Raw genomic sequence first — 17,705 nt, 5'->3', positions numbered from 1 at the left:
GTATGCTCCCCGCTTTCTATTCATTTTTGAATAAAACACAATTCGTTTTTGAATAATGGCATTTATTTTTGAATAATCAATTTATTATATCACGAGGGCTTCTTTTTATTTTGAAACAGCAATTGAAATGAAGTTAAAAATGCATTAATATATTTTTATGAAGTTATAACTTCTTTTTAGGAGGCTATATGAATCCATCATTTCAAGAATTAATTAAACATAAATTTCCTGACCTTTCTCGCGGTCAAAAAAAAGTGGCGGAGTTTCTCGTTAATTTTACGGAAAAAGGCTCGCTGTACACGGCTGGGCAAATTGGCAAAGAAGCAGGTGTCAGTGAAACAACCGTTATTCGTCTAGCTTACGCACTTGGGTTAAATGGTTTTTCCGATTTACAGGAGCTAATGCGAAAAGAATGGCTTTCTTCTGCCGAATCAAAAGAAGCAGCTAGCAAGCATGCAGCTGATTCTGCAGCAGAAGAAAAGAAACCTTTTAGTGAATGGCTTTCCCCTGTTGACGAAAAGGAATTATCTCAAGCTGCAGATGCGCTTATCAAAAGTGATCAAGTGTATATTGCAGGTTTCCGCGAATCTCATACGGCAGCTTACTGGCTGTATTATAAAATGAATCAGCTTCGCAATCATGTTCTTTTATCTTTTCCAACAGGATTTTTGCTTGAAACGCTATGCAATCTTACTAGTGAATCTGCTGTTGTTGTATTTTCACTGCCGCGCTATACAAAAGAAGCGCTTGAAGTAGCTCAGCAAGCTAAAAAACAAGGAGCGAAAGTAATTGCCATTACAGACCGCCGTCTGTCTCCGGTAGGTCAAATCGCTGATATCACGCTTTTAGCCGGCACAACCGAACATATTTTATCGCTTCTTGCCCTATCTCAAATTGTCATTAGCAGCATGCAAAAAAGAGATGAAAAAACGGCTGGAAAAAGACAGGAACACTTGGAAAAGCTCTATGCTGAGCAAAACATCTTTTTAGAATAGATAATAGAAAGGAAGTAAACATATGACTGAAGCTTTAACGATTCGTTCACTTACCACAACCGCTGAACTAGAAGACGTACGCACATTAGAAAGCCGCGTCTGGGGAGAAGAAGAAGCAACGCCCGTTCATCAAACCTTAACCGCTGTTAAAAACGGAGGTCTTGTTCTCGGTGCGTTTCTAAATGAAAAGCTGATTGGCTTTCAATATAGTTTTCCAGGGTTTGACGGAAATTGCGTCTACTTATGTTCTCATATATTAGCAGTTGACCCTGCCTACCGCAGCATGGGTATCGGAGCTAAGCTTAAGCATGCGCAGCGGCAAGAAAGTAAAAAAATAGGGTATTCATATATCAGCTGGACGTACGATCCGTTAGAAAGTGCGAACGGGTATTTAAATATTGGAAAGCTTGGAGCCATTTGTTCTACCTATATTGAAAACTGCTACGGAGACATGAATGATCCGTTAAATGCTGATTTGCCTTCTGATCGATTCGTTGTAGAATGGGCATCTTTAGAGGATACGAAACGAGCTCAGCCTCTCTATACGCCAGATCAAATAATGGACGCATCGCTTACTCAATGGACGTTAACGGATAAAGGATTTCCTTCTGTTACAGATATTGATGAAAGATGGCTGGATCATGACATCGTGTCTGTAGCTATCCCATCTGCGTTTCAGCAAATGAAAGAAGTCTCTCCTTCTCTTGCATTGGACTGGCGTATGCGAACAAGACGCGTATTTCAAACGTGTTTTGCAAAAGGATTCCAAGTAACAGACTTTATGAAGTATCCAGAAAGCAGCGCACCCGTTCATTTTTATATTTTAACGAAAAAAGAGGTGCAAAAATGAAGATCAAACGCGTTATTTTACGGCATTTAAAAATGGATTTACTTCATCCGTTTACGACAAGCCTTGGAAAAGAAGTGGATCGAGATTTTATTTTAGTAGAAATTCAAGACGAAGACGGACGATCCGGCTGGGCTGAATCCGTAGCGTGCGCGGATCCTTTTTATAAAGAAGAAACGCTCAAAACAAACTGGCACATTATGGAGGATTTTTTAATTCCCTTGCTTCAACAGAAAGAAATTCAGCACCCTGACGAAGTATCCCAACGCTTTGCTCATATTCGCGGCAATTACATGGCAAAAGCGGCGTTAGAAGGCGCAGTTTGGGATTTGTATGCGCGCAGGCAAAACCTCTCTCTATCTAAAGCGCTAGGAGGCAGTAAAAGTCAAATTGAAGTTGGTCTCAGCGTTGGCATTCAGCCTACGATTGACGAAACGCTTCGCAAAATTGAAGCCGGATTAAATGAAGGATATAAGCGGATCAAAATTAAAATTAAGCCGGGCTGGGATCTTAACTTGACGCGCGCGGTTCGACACGAGTTCCCTTCTATTCCGCTGATGGTTGATGCGAACTCTGCTTATACGCTTGCAGATGCTGATCACCTTGCTCAGCTTGATGAGTTTGATTTAATGATGATTGAACAGCCGTTGGCTCATGATGATTTAATTGATCACGCTGAACTGCAGGTCCGCATGCGCACGCCCATTTGCTTAGACGAAAGCATTCATTCATCTGAAGACGTTCGAAAAGCTATTAAACTTGGAAGCACACAAATTATTAACATTAAAATTGGACGAGTAGGCGGACTAACAGAAGCCAAAAAAATTCATGACCTTTGTCAAACTCACGATATGCCCGTATGGTGCGGCGGTATGCTCGAATCAGGTATCGGACGAGCACATAATATTGCCATTACCACACTTGCCAATTTTACGCTTCCGGGAGATACAGCTGCATCCTCTAAATACTGGCCGCGTGATATCATTCATCCGGAAATAACGGTCGACAACGGTATTATTTCCGTTCCTGATACACCAGGCATCGGCTACGAACCTGACCACGATCAGATAAAAGCGCTAACTTTACACGAAAAAGTCTATACTTGCTAATCTTGAACAGGCTGGAACAAAAGTATGTCAGCTGAAGGAAAATCCGAACGATGAATGGTTCGGATTTTTTTATTGATATGGTGAGCGTAGGTTTCATGTATATAGCGGCTTCTATCTGTACAAGACGAAGACTCCTGCGGGACAAGCAGAAAGCAAAGGCTGGCATGGAAATCAACAGCACTTTAAAAAGCAATGCCTACTAGCTCCTTTATCCGATTGATTTCTCTTTAGATTGGATGGGTTTAGTTATGTCCCAGCCTCTTTTTTATAGGCTCCTCTCCCGAGGTGATACGTGCCTTGGCAAGATAAACAAACATATTAGCAAAAATGGTCTTATGCACAATCCTTCTAGTAATAAATGAATATAAATAGAGTGTAAGGGACATGCAAGGGTATATTCATTACAAATTTTAGAAGAAAGGAGCATACTGATGAATATTGAAATTGGAATTGCCATTTTCGTGTTTACAATGACAATGCTCGTCATTTTTTGGAGGCCAAACGGCATCAACGAAGCATGGCCGGCAGCCATAGGAGCAGCCATTATCCTGCTTACAGGAATTGTATCCAAATCAGACATCGTTGATATTTTCGGAAAGATAAGCGGCGCTTCTATCACCATTATTGCCACCATTGTCATGGCCGTCATATTAGAAAGTTTTGGATTCTTCCACTGGGCAGCTGCACGACTAGTGAGTTTATCCAAAGGCTCAGGGTACCGATTATATTGGTACATTCAACTGCTGTGCTTTTTAATGACTTTACTATTTAATAATGACGGCAGTATTTTAATTACCACTCCAATTTTAATTCTACTTTTGAAAAACCTTCAGCTAAAACCCCACCAGCAGATCCCCTACCTTTTAAGTGGAGCGCTTATTGCTACCGCTTCCAGCGCGCCTATAGGTGTAAGTAATATTGTCAATTTGATTGCCTTAAAAATTGTTCATATGTCGCTTTATATGCACACGGCGATGATGTTTGTACCGGCGACACTTGGTTTATTATTTATGTCTTGGCTCATGTATACGGTCGTAAAACGCCATTTGCCAAAAAAACTGCCGCATGCTTCAAAAGATATAGAAGAGAGTTTCTTTACGAAACAGTTTCACCCCTTAAAAGGAAGCATTTCTGTTGAAACAAAACGTAAACGCACACAATTTATGCTGAAAGTTTTATTATTTGTGTTTGTTATGCGCTGTCTCCTATTTGTCGCCTCTTATTTCGGCATACCAATCGAATTGGTTGCTGTACTAGGCTCATTGATCTTACTTATTTGGAGATGGTATCACTTACGTACAAACCCGATTGATATTTTAAAGAAAACGCCGTGGCACATTTTCGTTTTTGCATTTTCAATGTACGTTATTATTTATGGATTGCATAACGTAGGATTGACAGATCTACTTGTAAAAATTTGCGAACCAATTGTGAATCGAGGGCTTTTTGAAGCAAGCTTTATCATGGGAGGACTTGTTTCCATTCTCTCTAACTTGTTTAACAATCACCCTGCCTTAATGGTCGGAACCATTACCTTGACTGAAATGGGGCTCGATCCTATTACTCTTAAAACTATTTACCTTGCTAATATTATTGGAAGTGATATGGGCTCGCTTTTATTGCCGATTGGAACACTGGCCTCTCTTATTTGGATGCATATTTTAAAAGAAAATCATATCAAGGTAAAATGGAAAGATTATTTAAAAGTATCACTTATCGTTATCCCGCTTACCACCATCGTTACGCTTTTCCTCCTATTCTACTGGGTTCAGCTCATTTTTTCTTAATACTGATTTACAGGACGGATTGTACTCTTTTGAAGCTTACAGTCCGTCAGAAATAAACAAATGTCTCTCATAAAAACTCACTATGTTTTTCTATTGTTTTTTTATAGATACACATTCACCTAATAAAAACATTTTTTTACATTCACTAATTATTTAGAACAATTTAAAAAGAAAATCAATAAATATATTGAATCGAATTTCCTTCATGTGATAAGATATGGTTATATTGTTACTTTAACAATACATAGAGCGAATGAATTAGAAAATATGCAGTGGCATAGAACTTTCTAAACCCCACACGCAACATTTAGAGAGTGACATTCATTTTCTCAGCAACACCCATACCTTTCTGAAAAGAGTGAGTACATTAGACTTGCTCTTTTTGTCTGTTAACTGATAAGGTTCATTTCTTATGTAAGGTCTTCCTTTATAATAAGACAACAAAAAACAGGTAACTAAGCATGCCGCTTCTTACCTGTTTTTATATGCTAAAATGATAAAATCAAATTCTATCGCGTGAACGCTCTTTACGAAATTGATTTTAATTCTTCAATTAATTGAAAAAATTTCTCTTTGTTTCTTTCTTCTAATGTTTGATCGACTTCACGTAAAATTTGATCTCTTCTAAAATCTCGGATAGCCTTATTTAATACCATTTTAGCAAATATAGAATCGAGGATATCCATACGGATGGGCTGCGAGTCTGTTGGGTGCTTTTCGATATAAATCAACTCCTATCCTTTCCTCTATTATAACAAATTCTAGCAATGTATCAAAATTTCATTGAGATATGCGCTGTTGTGCAACGGCTTCGTATTCTGATTCTAGTTCTTGAAGCGTAAGCTCATATAGCTGCTTATTTCCTTTTTTATAAACCCCTGCATCCAGCAATAAATCAATCATTGATGTTTTTTTACATTGTATGTGAGAGTAAGCTTGTTTTGTCATCGTTACACCGCCTATTTTACACTTAAAAATGAAATGATTTCTCTATCTTTCACGACCTTTCTTTATCATACGGCCCGTCCTTTAGCTTACTGTGAAGAAAATGTTAAATTTATGTAATAATGCATAAAAAGAGGCCGGGACATAACTAAATGAATCCAACCTAAAGACGAACAAATGAGATACATGAGCTGAACCGCTTATGACACCGCCGTTGATTTCCATGCAAGGCTTCGCCTTGCCCTTCAATCAACAGCTGGAAGGACGAAACAGATGAAGCTGTATTCACCCTAAAAAAAACGAACCACTCATCAAACTAGTTGATCAATGGTTCGTTTTTCACTTGGGCTAAAATACTTTTGTCCCAGCCTATTAGTTCTTCTATTAAAAATCAAAATTGTCCGGATCTGGACCTACTCGGTGATTTTGATTTAATCCATCAATTTTGCTTACATCTTCAGCATCCAATTCAAAATCAAACACAGATGAATTTTCAACAATACGGTGCTCTTTTGTTGATTTTGGAATCGTTACAACTCCGTTTTGCAGATCCCATCGCAGAATGATTTGAGCAACTGATTTACCGTGTTTTTCAGCAATTTCTTTTAACACATCGTTATCTAGCAATTCTCCTTGCATAAGCGGAGACCATGCTTCTAGCTGAATATCGTGTTTTTGACAAAAAGCATGCAGCTCTTTTTGCGTCAAACGAGGATGATACTCAACTTGGTTAATAACAGGCTTAACGTCTGTATCTTTCATTAAGTCTTCTAAATGATGAATTTGAAAATTACTTACACCTACAGCTCTTACTTTTTCTTCTTTATAAAGCGTTTCTAATGCTTTCCACGCTGCTTTATACTTACCTTCTACCGGCCAGTGAATTAAGTATAGATCCAAATATTCTAAGCCAAGCTTTTGTAAGCTTGTTTCGTAAGCAGCCAGCGTCTCTTCATAGCCTAAATCTGCGTTCCAAACTTTTGATGTAACAAAAATGTCTTCGCGTGAAAGACCTGCTTCTTTTAGACCTTGGCGAATTCCTTCCCCTACACCTTCTTCGTTTCCATAAATAGCTGCCGTATCGATGCTGCGGTAGCCTTTGACGATAGCTGTTTTCACCGCGTTCACTAATTCAGGCCCTTCTTCTACTTTAAATACACCTAATCCAAACCACGGCATTTTGACTCCGTTATGAAGTGTTACTGTATCTTGCAAATGATTACTCATTATAAAAAACCCCCTGCTAATTTCTTTACATTTGTTATTATGAAACAGAAAAAAAGAAAAAGATAGAACCCACTTTAAAGTAAGTTAGGCACTTCAAAGTTCTAAGGTAACTTTTTAGTAACCTTCTATCCCACTTAAAAATCCCTAAAAAAAGAATCCTCCGCAGAGAATTCTTTTTTGTTTTTATTTAACGTTTATATTGACTGCTGAACTTGTATTTCCAGCGGCATCTTTTGCCGTCACAGCCAGCTTTACGCCTGCTTTTTGTTTTGGAATAGTGACTTTAAACTGTCCTTTGCTATCTGCTTTGCCCGATGCGATCAGCTTTGTACCACTTTTAATCGTAACCACGGCATTCGCTTCCGTTTTTCCAGAGATAAAGGTGGACAAAGACGTAACGGCATTCACTGCCGGAGGTGCCGGCGGGGTTGTGTCTTGCACTTTTACAATTTTATACGGGCTGTACCCTACTTTATTTTGCAGCACGGCCGTTACTTCTGTTCCTGCTTTTTGAGCAGGAATTTTCACGCTGAACTTGCCGTTTCCATCAATTTTTCCACTCGCAATAATTTTTCCGCCTACTTTAATATAAATAGACGCATTTTTTTCTCCTGTTCCCGTTACCGCTGTACTTTTTTCAGTAAGCGTATTAACGGTTGGAAGTGCTGGTTTTGTCTGCGCGGCACTAACTGTTACAAACGCATTGGAGCTGTAGTTATTGGCTGCATCTTTTGCAATAACAGCTAATTTTGTAGCAGCAGGCTGCTTTGGAATGGTGATGCTGAACGTTCCATCCGATTTTGCATTTCCTTTGCCAATTACTTTTTTGTCAATTTTCACATGCACTTCTGCGCCCGCTTCTGTGCTTCCTATTACGACTGTATCTTGATTGCTTACAGCGTTTACTTTTGGTGTAACGGGTGCTGTTTTATCCTGCACGATTACGGTTACAGCTGGACTTACCCCCGCTGTGTTTCCAGCCGTTACAGACAGTTTGCTTCCTGCTTTTTGTTTTGCAATCGAGATGCTGTATGTTCCTTTAGCATCCGCTTTACCAGCTGCAAGCTGAAGACTTCCGTTTTTAATGATAACCGTCGCGTTTGCTTCTGCTGTACCCGTAACGGCTGTACTTCGATCACTCACTTCATTAACTGTCGGTTTTACCGGAGCTTTTTGCTTTGCTGTAACGGTTATAGTCGATACAGTACTGCTATTTCCTGCTACATCTTTTGCTTGTACGCTTAGCTTTGTATTCGCTTTTTGCAGAGAAATGGCAACAGAAAACGCTCCGTTTGCACCTGCTTTAGTCGTTCCCACAGTTGTTGTTCCCACTTTTACAGTAACCGTCGCATTTGCTTCTGCTGTACCTGTAACTTTTGTATCTTGATCACTTACTGCGTTTACTTTTGGCGCAGCTGGTGCCGTTTTATCCTGTACGGTTACCGCAGTGGCTGAACTTGTTCCCCCTGCATTTTGAGCCGTTACAGACAGCGTGCTTCCTGCTTTTTGTTTTGCAATTGAGATGCTGTAATTTCCTTTGGCATCTGCATTGCCTGCTGCAAGCTGAAGACTTCCGTTTTTAATGATAACCGTCGCATTTGCTTCAGCCGTTCCTTTGATCATTGTGTCTTGATCACTTACTGCATTTACTTTTGGTGCAAGCGGTGCTTTTAACGTAGATTTAACCGCAAAAGAAGGAGCTTGACTTTCGTTTCCTGCTTTATCTTTTGCACTTACCGCTATTGTTGTTCCACCTATTTGTACTGGAATTGAAACAGTAAATGTACCGTTACCATCCGCTACTGCAGAGAACGTTGCATCGCCTGCTTTTACCGTCACGGCGGCGTTTGCTTCTGTTACGCCTGTTACGGTCGTATCTTGGTCACTTACTTCATTTACAATTGGAACAGAAGGCGGCGTTTGATCGGTTACGGTCACTACTGTGGCCGTGCTTTCATTTTCAGCTGCATCTTTAGACGTTACCGATACTTTTGTATCTGCTGGCTGCTTGGCAATCGTAATTGCAAATTTTCCAGCTTCGTCAGCAAGACCTGTTCCAATTACTTCATTTTCCACTTTTGCAATAACAGAAGCATTTGGTTCTGTCACGCCCGTAAGCGATGTTTGATTGTCTCCTAGTGCATTAACTGAAGGTGCATCAGGCGCAACCGTATCTTTTGGTGCTTCTTGCTCCTGCTCTTTTCGCGGATATTTAGTTGTATAAAAACTTAAAAGAGTAGTGGTTGGATAATAAAAATCTAAAATTTCACGATAGTCTTTTCCTATGCTTGCCATTTTTTGAGCACCGTATTGACTCATTCCAACACCGTGTCCATTTCCTTTACCATTAAAAGTTGTTGATGTGCTTGTTTCATTTGTTTCCGTTACAAGCAGACTAAGCATCGCACGGCTGTTTAACATCGATTTTAGCTTCGTCGATGTTAAATCCTTTAATTCCAAATGATGAACCACTAGTTTTTGCGAACTGTCTACATCTCCTTTAACGAGGTAGTCCACTGTAATTGCACCTTTCGTCACACGGCCTCCTGATGAAGGAGCATAAAAGCTCACCTTTGGAATAGACGTAATTTTAATGGTTTTACCAGGATGCTTATTGGCTACTAACCATGACTTCAAATTATCCGTAACGGTTTTATCTTTTTCAGAAACCGTATTCCACCAAGCGCTATAGTTAGCTAAATCTTTTCCTGTTAAATCAATTTGCGTTTTTTGAATAGCTAACGTCCACGGTGTCTGCTTATCGTATGGATCTTCTTTCACCGGGAAATAAGAAAGCTGAGTTCCTCCCCAAGCGTTGCTGTTTGATTCGGTTCTTCCGCCGTTGCTTGATGAGAACACGGCGTTGATTAATTTATTGTTGTAGGTGACTACTTGTCCGAATGTCTGATCTACTGCTTGGTTTGTACTGTCGTACCACGTATAGCCACCGTACACTTGATAGCTTACCGTGTCATTGATTACTTTTCCTGCATAGCTCATTGCGTATGTTCTTGCTGCTACCGCCTGAGTTTTTAAGGCTTGCAGATTCCAAGATGTATAGACTTCATTTGGCACAACGCCTTTTAAATAGTCTTCAATCGGGAGCGTATTAACAGGTCTGACGTACGTTCCTTTTTCATTTGTAAACGCAACGTCCCCTAAGTACTGTCTGCCGTTAATAGATACGGGATTTTTATAAAGAGACGGTGTAATTTCAAAGCTTGTAAATTCACCTAAGACAGTGCTTCCTTGTTTTAAAGTGACACCTTGAGTTGTTGCTGTTACCGTATACTCTGTATTTGCATTTAAGACCAAATCCGAGTTTTTAATAGTGTATAAATAAGACGGCTTAATTGTAATTGCATGATGATCTCCTAAATAGTTTACTAATTTTACAGACACAACTGGTTCTACCGTTTCAGCTTTCACGCTAGCAAGCGGCGTGAATTGAAACAGCAGTACGCTTAGTACTAAAGCAAATGCCGTTAACTTTCTCATCTTGTTCCCCCATTTTCATATACTGCCTAACGCATTTTAATATCACTCGTTATATCGACACAGTTCTATAAAAATTAAAGCATTTTACCTAGTTTTCTTTTCTGCTCGTCCATTTTTTTGTCGAAAAAACGCTTCTTTATATCATATGAACGACAAAAAAACGTGTGACATAAATCAAATGATTTAGTCACACGTTTTTATAGGTCTTTTCACCCTTTATTTTTTCAATTCTTCATATGCCACGATACCGTCTGCAACATGATTCATCAGCTTTGTAAGGTAAGCCTGATCAGACAGGTTCCGGTCTTCTTCTGGATTCGTCATATACCCCAGTTCAACTAGCGTTACGGGTACAGTCGACCAGTTAAATCCTGAAAGATCACTGCGATAGCGAATGCCGTCCACTTCGACAAACTGATCTTTTTTCACCTCTGTCAGAATAGCTTGAGATGCCTGTAAACTGCTTTGGTAAATAGACTTCGTATAGGAATTATCTTCTGTAGGAGTGAGCACAGAAAATCCTTTTACAGAAGTATTTTCAGAACCATCTGCATGGATACGTACGTGCAGATCAGCTTTTGAATTATTCGCAAGCTCCGCTCGTTCCCGGTTGCTGATATCTACATTATCAGAACTTCGAGTAAGCTTTACGGTTATTCCTTTTTCTTCGAGCAGCTGTTTTAATATCATAGAAGCTTCCAACGTCAGCTTGTATTCCGGCTTCTTGGTCACTACGCCTGATGTGCCTCCGGAAACCTTTATTTTTGTTTCTGCTGATCCCGGTCCGATTGGCTCTTTCTCCAGGTTAGCTTGAGATTGATGACCAGGGTCAATGTAGACTAAAAAAGAAGGAGGATCCGCTTTTTCAGGCATGTTGTTTTTTACATTTTTCACTTCATTACCTGCTTCATGAGGCTGTACTGCTTGGAACTGTGAGATCGGCTGCTTCACTCTTTCTCCCTGCGCATGAGCTTTTGGTACATTTCCGCTAACGACGGCTTTCTCTGTTTGACCTTTCATCATAAAGAAAAATGAGAGTACTGCTACTATTGCAACAATACCTATTCCATAACTCCATACTAAGCGCTTCATCTTCGCTCACCAGACTTTCGAATAGAGTGGGATATTCCTTATGTTAAAGTACAAAATGTGTTAACGTTATTATCTCATAGAATATGGATTTTTTTGTATAAAACGTTAAAAATAATATCGGCAATATGTTATGTATATGCAAACAAAAACAACACTACATAACGTAGTGTTGTTTTCCAAAAAAATGACGGATGGTTAAATCCGTTTTGCACCAATATAACGTGCTTTCCAGTAGCTGTTGCTAAGAGATGTAATCGTCACGCCTTTAGATGTAGAAGCTTGAAGAAACTGATTATTTCCTAAGTACACGCCTACATGTGAAGGACCTTTTTTATACGTTTGAAAGAAAACTAAATCTCCTTTTTGAAGCTTTGCTTTTGAAACGCTTGTCCCTACTCGATACATTTGTTCCGTTGTGCGCGGAAGTGTTTTTCCAGCTTTTTTGAAAATGTATTGAATAAATCCCGAGCAGTCAAAACCTTTTGTTGTTGTGCCTCCCCATTTATAAGGAACACCCATTAATTTCTTACCAGTAGCAATAGCCGTGTCCTTGTATGAATATGACGCTGCTTCTACTGTTTGAGCAGGTGCAATAAACGGACTGGCTCCGCTAAATAAGACTGCCGCTGCCGTTATAGACCCAATGATGGCTTTTTTCATTTTTCTCCTCCATTATGTAACCGAACGTTACGTTTCTATGAACTTATTTTTCAATATGTTCGGTTTAATTATAATGAAAAAAGCCTCAAAAACTATTACGCTATGATTAAATAATGTTACAAAATGGTTACTTAGGAATTTTTATCTTTAGATATGTATAAAAGAGGTTGAGACATACCTAAGTCAATCCAATTTACAGACGAATAAATGAGCTAGTATGAATCGCTTGTTACTCGGCAGTTGATTTCCGTGCAAGACTTCGCTTTCCGCGGGCGGGCGCTGAGCCTCCTCGTCGCGTACGCTCCTGGGGGGTCTCACCTATTCCGCTTTTCCCGCAGGAGTCTTCGTCTTGCCCTTCAATCAACCACTAGAAGCAACTACATAAACGAAAACTACGTTCACAATCACAATGAAAAAATCCGAACGAGTTGGGTTCTCCATTCATCGTTCGGATTTTCCTTCGATTAAAACACTTTTGTCCAAGCTCTTTTTCTTTTACTTTTCTTTTTGCTGTTTCAAAATTAAGTCCTGTTTCGCTTTAGCATCATGATGCTGCGCTAATTCACGTGAAAATTCTTCATTTGCTTGATCTGGAGCAATTTTTAACTCTTTTGGTGTTTGAGGCAGTGACCCTTTGTTGTTATGTGATGATTTGTGATTATTTGCTCTTCCCATGTTGAGACCTCCTTGTATCAATCATTTGTTTTTCATCTTTAGTTACTATTCCCAATTTCCCAAAGCAAATTCAACCGAAAAAAGATTAAGACATAACTAAATAAATCCCATCTAAAGCCGGATAAATTGGATAAATGAGCTGATATGGACCACTTGTTGCACGGGCTTTGATTTCCATACAAAATTTCGCTTTCCGCGGGAATCTTCGCCTTGTTCTCCAATCAACAACTAGAAGCAACTGCACAGATAAAATCTACATCAATATAAAAAAATCCGAACGAATAATCATTCGGATCTTTCTTCAACTACAATGTTTTTGTCCCAGACTCTTTGTTGTTACGATACTTTTTTTGTTACTTCGTTAATATAAGCTTCCTTGTCTTTATCGTTAAATTGACCTTCCCACTTCGAAATGACAATCGCACCAAGTGAGTTTCCAATTACGTTTACCGCTGTACGTCCCATATCTAACAAACGATCGATTCCAGCGATAAATGCAAGCCCTTCTACCGGAAGTCCTACAGATCCAAGCGTTGCAAGCAGTACAACAAACGATACGCCCGGAACTCCTGCAATTCCTTTAGATGTAACCATTAAAATTAATATCAGTGAAATTTGCTGTGTGATGCTCATATCAATACCGTACATTTGCGCGATAAAAATCGCAGCAAGCGCTTGATAAAGAGTAGATCCGTCTAAGTTAAATGAATATCCCGTCGGAATAACAAAAGATGTAATGGCTTTAGGACATCCGAACTTTTCCATTTTCGCAATAATACGCGGTAATACTGTTTCTGAACTTGCAGTTGAAAATGCTAATAGCAATTCATCTTTTAGCACTTTTAATAAGTGGAAGATGTTAACGCCAGCCCATTTAGCTACAAGTCCTAGCACAACTAATACAAAGAAAATCATTGTGCCGTAAGCAACAATTACAAGCTTACTAAGCGGAATCAGAGACGCTAGTCCAAATTTTGATACCGTTACACCGATTAATGCAAATACGCCAAACGGTGCAAACTTCATAACTAAATTCGTTACCCAAAACATCGCTTCTGCCGTGCCTTCAAAAAATCTTAAAACCGGCTTGCCTTTTTCACCGATTGATGCAATTCCAAGTCCAAATAGGACCGAGAAGAAAATAATTGGCAGCATGTCGCCTGCAGCAATTGACTCAAATACATTCGTTGGAACGATGTGAACAAATGTTTCTACAAATCCTTTTTGCTCTGTAGCTTCTGCCGTTGATGTGTAGCTGCTGATATCTGATTTTTCAAGACCGCTGCGGTCCACACCAGTACCAGGGTGAAGCAAGTTAGCTGCTAATAAGCCTACAACAATAGCAACCGTTGTAATGATTTCAAAGTAAAGAATTGTTTTTCCGCCTAATTTACCAAGCTTCTTAATATCACCAACACCCGCAACGCCCACAATGATACTAGATATAACAATCGGCACCACGATCATTTTAATTAAATGAATGAATACGTCTCCAATTGGCTGCAGCACTTCAACTGCTTTAGGATTTCCGTAAAAAATAGCCCCTACAATAATACCTGCAATCAAACCAATTAAAATTTGTCCTGCTAATCCAAGCTTTTTGAACATATCTTTGCACCTTCCTTCTTTTTTCTAACAGCTCAAAGCTGTTTATTTGCACTTAATGTATTCAACAGATACAATTCCATTAAGAACTGTTTATTAAGTAGTTCTTTTATTCATAAGATTACATTATCATAGGCATCACAAAATCTAACAAAAACCTACTGAAACTAACAAAAAAGTTTTTAGAAAATTACAAAATGAAAACGCTGTATTTTTTTACTACAGCGTTTGTTTAACTTCATAATAGAGCATTTGGATAAATTTTTTTACGTTTATACGACTCGGAGTGCTGCTTTTTCCCGTGCCTTTTTCTATATCTCTCATGCGCTGATGCACCATTGAAAAATCGAAAAACTTAGAAGCATAATTTTCAAATTTAGGATTAAAGAAGTCAACCATGCCAAGAGAGGTCAAATGATTTAAAGACTGATAAATAGCTCTTCTTACTCGCTGCTCAGCTGCTTTCATTTCTTTTTGCAGCACGTCTTCTGAAAAAGATGAACCAAGCTTTCTCACGGTAATTTTCTCAAAAATTTCTTTGAGAGAAGGAAAATGCTGTTCATACATCGTGCTTTTTTCCGTTTGATGCAAGTAATTGATGATTTCAATCAAATCTTTACTTCCGCTTTCCCCTAAAATCCCAAGTTCTCTTAAAAGAAACCTGCACGCCTCTGCCGGATCGCTTTCTTTTTTACCAAAAGAAGGCGTTTTTTGCTGATTTCCTACATTAAGTACGGTATTTAACGATTCTTGAATTTTCTCCATTGATTGTTGAACATGAATTCGTTCAATTACTTTTTGAATGACCATGAGCACTTCCATACGATTAAGCGGCTTCGTGATATAGTATTCAATGCCAAGCGAGTAGGCTTTTCCAATCAAATCTTTCGTTTCTACCTGTGACATCATAATAATTTTCCCTTTAAAACTATCCTTTATTTTGCGCACGGTTTCGATTCCGTCTTGAATCGGCATTAATAAATCAATAAATAAAATATCGATCTGCTGCAATAAAGAAACTTGATCATTTAACACGATCCCGTCTTCTCCTTCTCCTATAACCTCCCCTAGATCATTATCTTCAATAATTTCGGCTAACATTGAACGAAAGACTTCGTCATCATCTATGATATAAAATCGCATATTAGTCCTTATCCCCCATTAACGTAGAAATAGGTAAATCTATAGCAAATTGAACACCGGGGCTTGGAGACAGATTAACAAATTGAATATTCCCTCCCAGCTGCTCGGTCATTTGCTTAACGTAGACAAGCCCAAGACCCGTAGAAGGCGTTCCGTCCTTTGCATATTTGGATGTAAATCCCGCTTTAAAAATAAGACGTTCATGCCTTTTTTTCACTCCGGGACCGCTGTCTCTTACATACAATAAAATGCGGTCTTCTTCTCGACATACGTCGATAATAATCGCGCCTTCTTTTTCAATCGCTTCGACCGCATTCGTTACTAGGTTATTAATTAATGATAAAAACAAGTACACATGATAGCGAGGATGCTCTCCTAAAATCGAATATGAAAAATGAATATCTTTTGCTAACATCGCCGCATATTTTTCGTTGCTGCGCATCACGATTTGAAGCAGACTTTCGATTTCCATATACTCAGAAAATTCTTCTTTTGTAATGACCTTGGACAGCCCTGCTGATATCCGCTGGTTGTCTTTTTTAATATCATGTACTTCTCCTGCAATTTGTAATGCTTTTTGGCTAAAATCGTGCAGTGAAGTAAGCTGGTGGGTATCCGCTTCGTGTAATTCTTCATACAAATCATACGACTTTTTCGTAATTCTCTCAGCGTCCTGCAGCGTTTTTTTCAAATGAATGGATTCCTCATATAAATTTGAAAGCACAACAAGCAGCTGATCATTTTTTTGAGAGATTTGTCGTTCTCTCAGCTGCCCCTCGTAAAGTTTGATCATGCTAAATAGGCATAAAACAAAGAAACTTCGAAAGACGCCTACAATAAAAATCTGCATGAACTCCGGAAACACAATATGATGATGAACCATTACATACATAAAAAACAATTCCATCCCGCCTGAAACCGTTTCGATGATGATGCTCCATATGCCAATAATCCACGGCTTTGAATGAAAATCGTTAATTTTAAACCAAGAAAAAGCAATGGCATAAACAAGATAATAAATCCCCGCTGAACACCTAATCTGCAAAGAATGCAGAAAATCAAATGATTCGTAGCTATACCAGTCAAGCCACATCCGAAAGCCCACTATAGCACTCGCAACTAAAATACCTGGTATAACAGGAGATACCTTTCTTAAAAGCAGCAGTGAAAAGAAAAAAATGGGCACAGCAAAGCTAACTCTATACGTATCATGAAAAGGATAATATTTAAGCTCTCCTGCTAGCGGCACAACGACTATCATCACCAGAATAAGTAAAACATCTTTTTTTACTACCGTATCAACTTTCATCGTTCACTTCCTGCACTTTTTGAACATAAGTATATAGTTTAGCAATCTAAAAGACAATCGCTCTTCCCCATATTTTTTACATTCCTACTTCCATTTATAAATATAGCCCATATATAAACAGTTATTTATTCTCTTTCATTATTCTCTGTAGTTTTTTAGATTTTCTTGTTTTATTTTGTAATTTTTGTTGTATAGTAGAAGTACCTTTTAAAATGTGAGGCTGTATCACAACTATTCAATTATTATTACATCACCTGATAGCTACACTAAAAAGGAAAACTATTATTTATAGGGGGAGCTTATTTTACAATGTGGATCATTACCGTTTACTCGAAAAACCAAAGTCCGACTATGTTTGAATTTGAATCAGAGGTAGAGGCGAAAAAGACATTTCAGGAGATTAAAGGGTGTAAGATCCTATCGGAAGTTATTTACTATAACGACCGAGTTCCCGCTTTAGCGTAAATCAGTTGATGTAGGAAATTTTACAAATTATCGGTTAAAAGCCACGTAAAGGGCCAAAGGATGATTCTATTCCTTTGGCTCTTTGCTGTTTGATTAGAAAAAATGAGACTGAAACATAATGAGATGAATCCAATCGAAAGACGAACAAACGGGAGACATGAGCTGAACTGCTTGTGACACCGCAGTTGATTTCCGTGCAAGACTTCGCTTTCCGCGGGCGGCCGCTGAGCCTCCTCGTCGCTTGAGCTCCTGTGGGGTCTCACCTGTTCCGCTTTTCCCGCAGGAGTCTTCGTCTTGCCCTCCAATCAACTGCTAGAAGGGTCTAACGTTGACCTAACAAAAAAAACG

Annotated in this window: 15 protein-coding genes; 4 read left to right on the top strand and 11 right to left on the bottom strand. The window is 38.9% G+C overall.

The features are described from left to right. The first annotated feature begins 188 nt into the window (after nt 1–188). From BG04_RS16775 to BG04_RS16760, 4 genes are all read left to right on the top strand, one after another. Nucleotides 189–995, top strand: a complete 807-nt coding sequence (locus BG04_RS16775; RefSeq protein WP_034653895.1) for a MurR/RpiR family transcriptional regulator — start codon at nt 189–191, stop codon at nt 993–995. A 22-nt stretch (nt 996–1,017) separates the two neighbouring features. Then, a complete protein-coding gene (locus BG04_RS16770; protein WP_034653897.1) occupies nt 1,018–1,845 on the top strand; it encodes a GNAT family N-acetyltransferase in 828 nt (275 codons plus the stop codon). Continuing rightward, nucleotides 1,842–2,951 carry an o-succinylbenzoate synthase gene (gene menC / locus BG04_RS16765; RefSeq protein WP_034653900.1) on the top strand — a complete coding sequence of 370 codons (1,110 nt, stop codon included), beginning with the start codon at nt 1,842–1,844 and terminating at the stop codon, nt 2,949–2,951. The genes BG04_RS16770 and menC overlap by 4 nt, the downstream gene beginning before the upstream one ends. A 431-nt stretch (nt 2,952–3,382) precedes the next feature. After that, nucleotides 3,383–4,738 (top strand): arsenic transporter, encoded by a 1,356-nt coding sequence (locus BG04_RS16760; protein ID WP_034653903.1) that lies wholly within the window; start codon nt 3,383–3,385, stop codon nt 4,736–4,738. A gap of 527 nt (nt 4,739–5,265) precedes the next feature. On the opposite strand, the gene BG04_RS16755 is transcribed toward BG04_RS16760, so the two are convergent. The 11 genes from BG04_RS16755 to BG04_RS29805 all read right to left on the bottom strand — a co-directional run bounded on the left by BG04_RS16755 (nt 5,266) and on the right by BG04_RS29805 (nt 17,666). Then, nucleotides 5,266–5,469: an IDEAL domain-containing protein gene (locus BG04_RS16755; RefSeq protein WP_016766443.1), complete on the bottom strand. Its 204-nt coding sequence runs from the start codon at nt 5,467–5,469 to the stop codon at nt 5,266–5,268. A 49-nt stretch (nt 5,470–5,518) separates the two neighbouring features. Next, nucleotides 5,519–5,686, bottom strand: coding sequence for a Fur-regulated basic protein FbpA (locus BG04_RS29815; RefSeq protein WP_016766442.1), 168 nt, complete (start codon nt 5,684–5,686; stop codon nt 5,519–5,521). A gap of 381 nt (nt 5,687–6,067) precedes the next feature. Beyond that, nucleotides 6,068–6,910 carry an aldo/keto reductase gene (locus tag BG04_RS16750; RefSeq protein WP_016766441.1) on the bottom strand — a complete coding sequence of 281 codons (843 nt, stop codon included), beginning with the start codon at nt 6,908–6,910 and terminating at the stop codon, nt 6,068–6,070. 183 nt (nt 6,911–7,093) lie between these two features. Next, on the bottom strand, nt 7,094–10,408 hold the full coding sequence (locus BG04_RS16745; RefSeq protein WP_034653906.1) for an Ig-like domain-containing protein: 3,315 nt from the start codon (nt 10,406–10,408) through the stop codon (nt 7,094–7,096). 216 nt (nt 10,409–10,624) lie between these two features. Further along, nucleotides 10,625–11,500, bottom strand: a complete 876-nt coding sequence (locus tag BG04_RS16740; RefSeq protein WP_034653908.1) for an N-acetylmuramoyl-L-alanine amidase family protein — start codon at nt 11,498–11,500, stop codon at nt 10,625–10,627. A 195-nt stretch (nt 11,501–11,695) separates the two neighbouring features. Beyond that, on the bottom strand, nt 11,696–12,160 hold the full coding sequence (locus tag BG04_RS16735; protein ID WP_016766438.1) for a C40 family peptidase: 465 nt from the start codon (nt 12,158–12,160) through the stop codon (nt 11,696–11,698). A gap of 495 nt (nt 12,161–12,655) precedes the next feature. After that, a complete protein-coding gene (locus BG04_RS16730; protein ID WP_013055768.1) occupies nt 12,656–12,835 on the bottom strand; it encodes a YfhD family protein in 180 nt (59 codons plus the stop codon). Nucleotides 12,836–13,171: 336 nt separating this feature from the next. Then, nucleotides 13,172–14,443 (bottom strand): cation:dicarboxylate symporter family transporter, encoded by a 1,272-nt coding sequence (locus tag BG04_RS16725; RefSeq protein WP_028407730.1) that lies wholly within the window; start codon nt 14,441–14,443, stop codon nt 13,172–13,174. 216 nt (nt 14,444–14,659) lie between these two features. Then, complete coding sequence (locus BG04_RS16720) at nt 14,660–15,583, bottom strand: response regulator (protein WP_034653912.1); 924 nt, start codon at nt 15,581–15,583, stop codon at nt 14,660–14,662. A 1-nt stretch (nt 15,584) separates the two neighbouring features. Continuing rightward, the gene (locus tag BG04_RS16715; RefSeq protein ID WP_034653913.1) at nt 15,585–16,892 is read right to left on the bottom strand and encodes a sensor histidine kinase; all 1,308 of its coding nucleotides are present in this window, start codon (nt 16,890–16,892) and stop codon (nt 15,585–15,587) included. Between the two features lie 558 nt (nt 16,893–17,450). After that, a complete protein-coding gene (locus BG04_RS29805; RefSeq protein WP_080621529.1) occupies nt 17,451–17,666 on the bottom strand; it encodes a hypothetical protein in 216 nt (71 codons plus the stop codon). Between the last annotated feature and the right edge of the window lie 39 nt (nt 17,667–17,705).

The sequence above is a fragment of the Priestia megaterium NBRC 15308 = ATCC 14581 genome, assembly GCF_000832985.1.
GTDB lineage: Bacteria > Bacillota > Bacilli > Bacillales > Bacillaceae_H > Priestia > Priestia megaterium.
The sequence above is the reverse complement of the archived record's forward strand: the minus strand, read 5'-3'. Positions and strand labels throughout refer to the sequence as shown.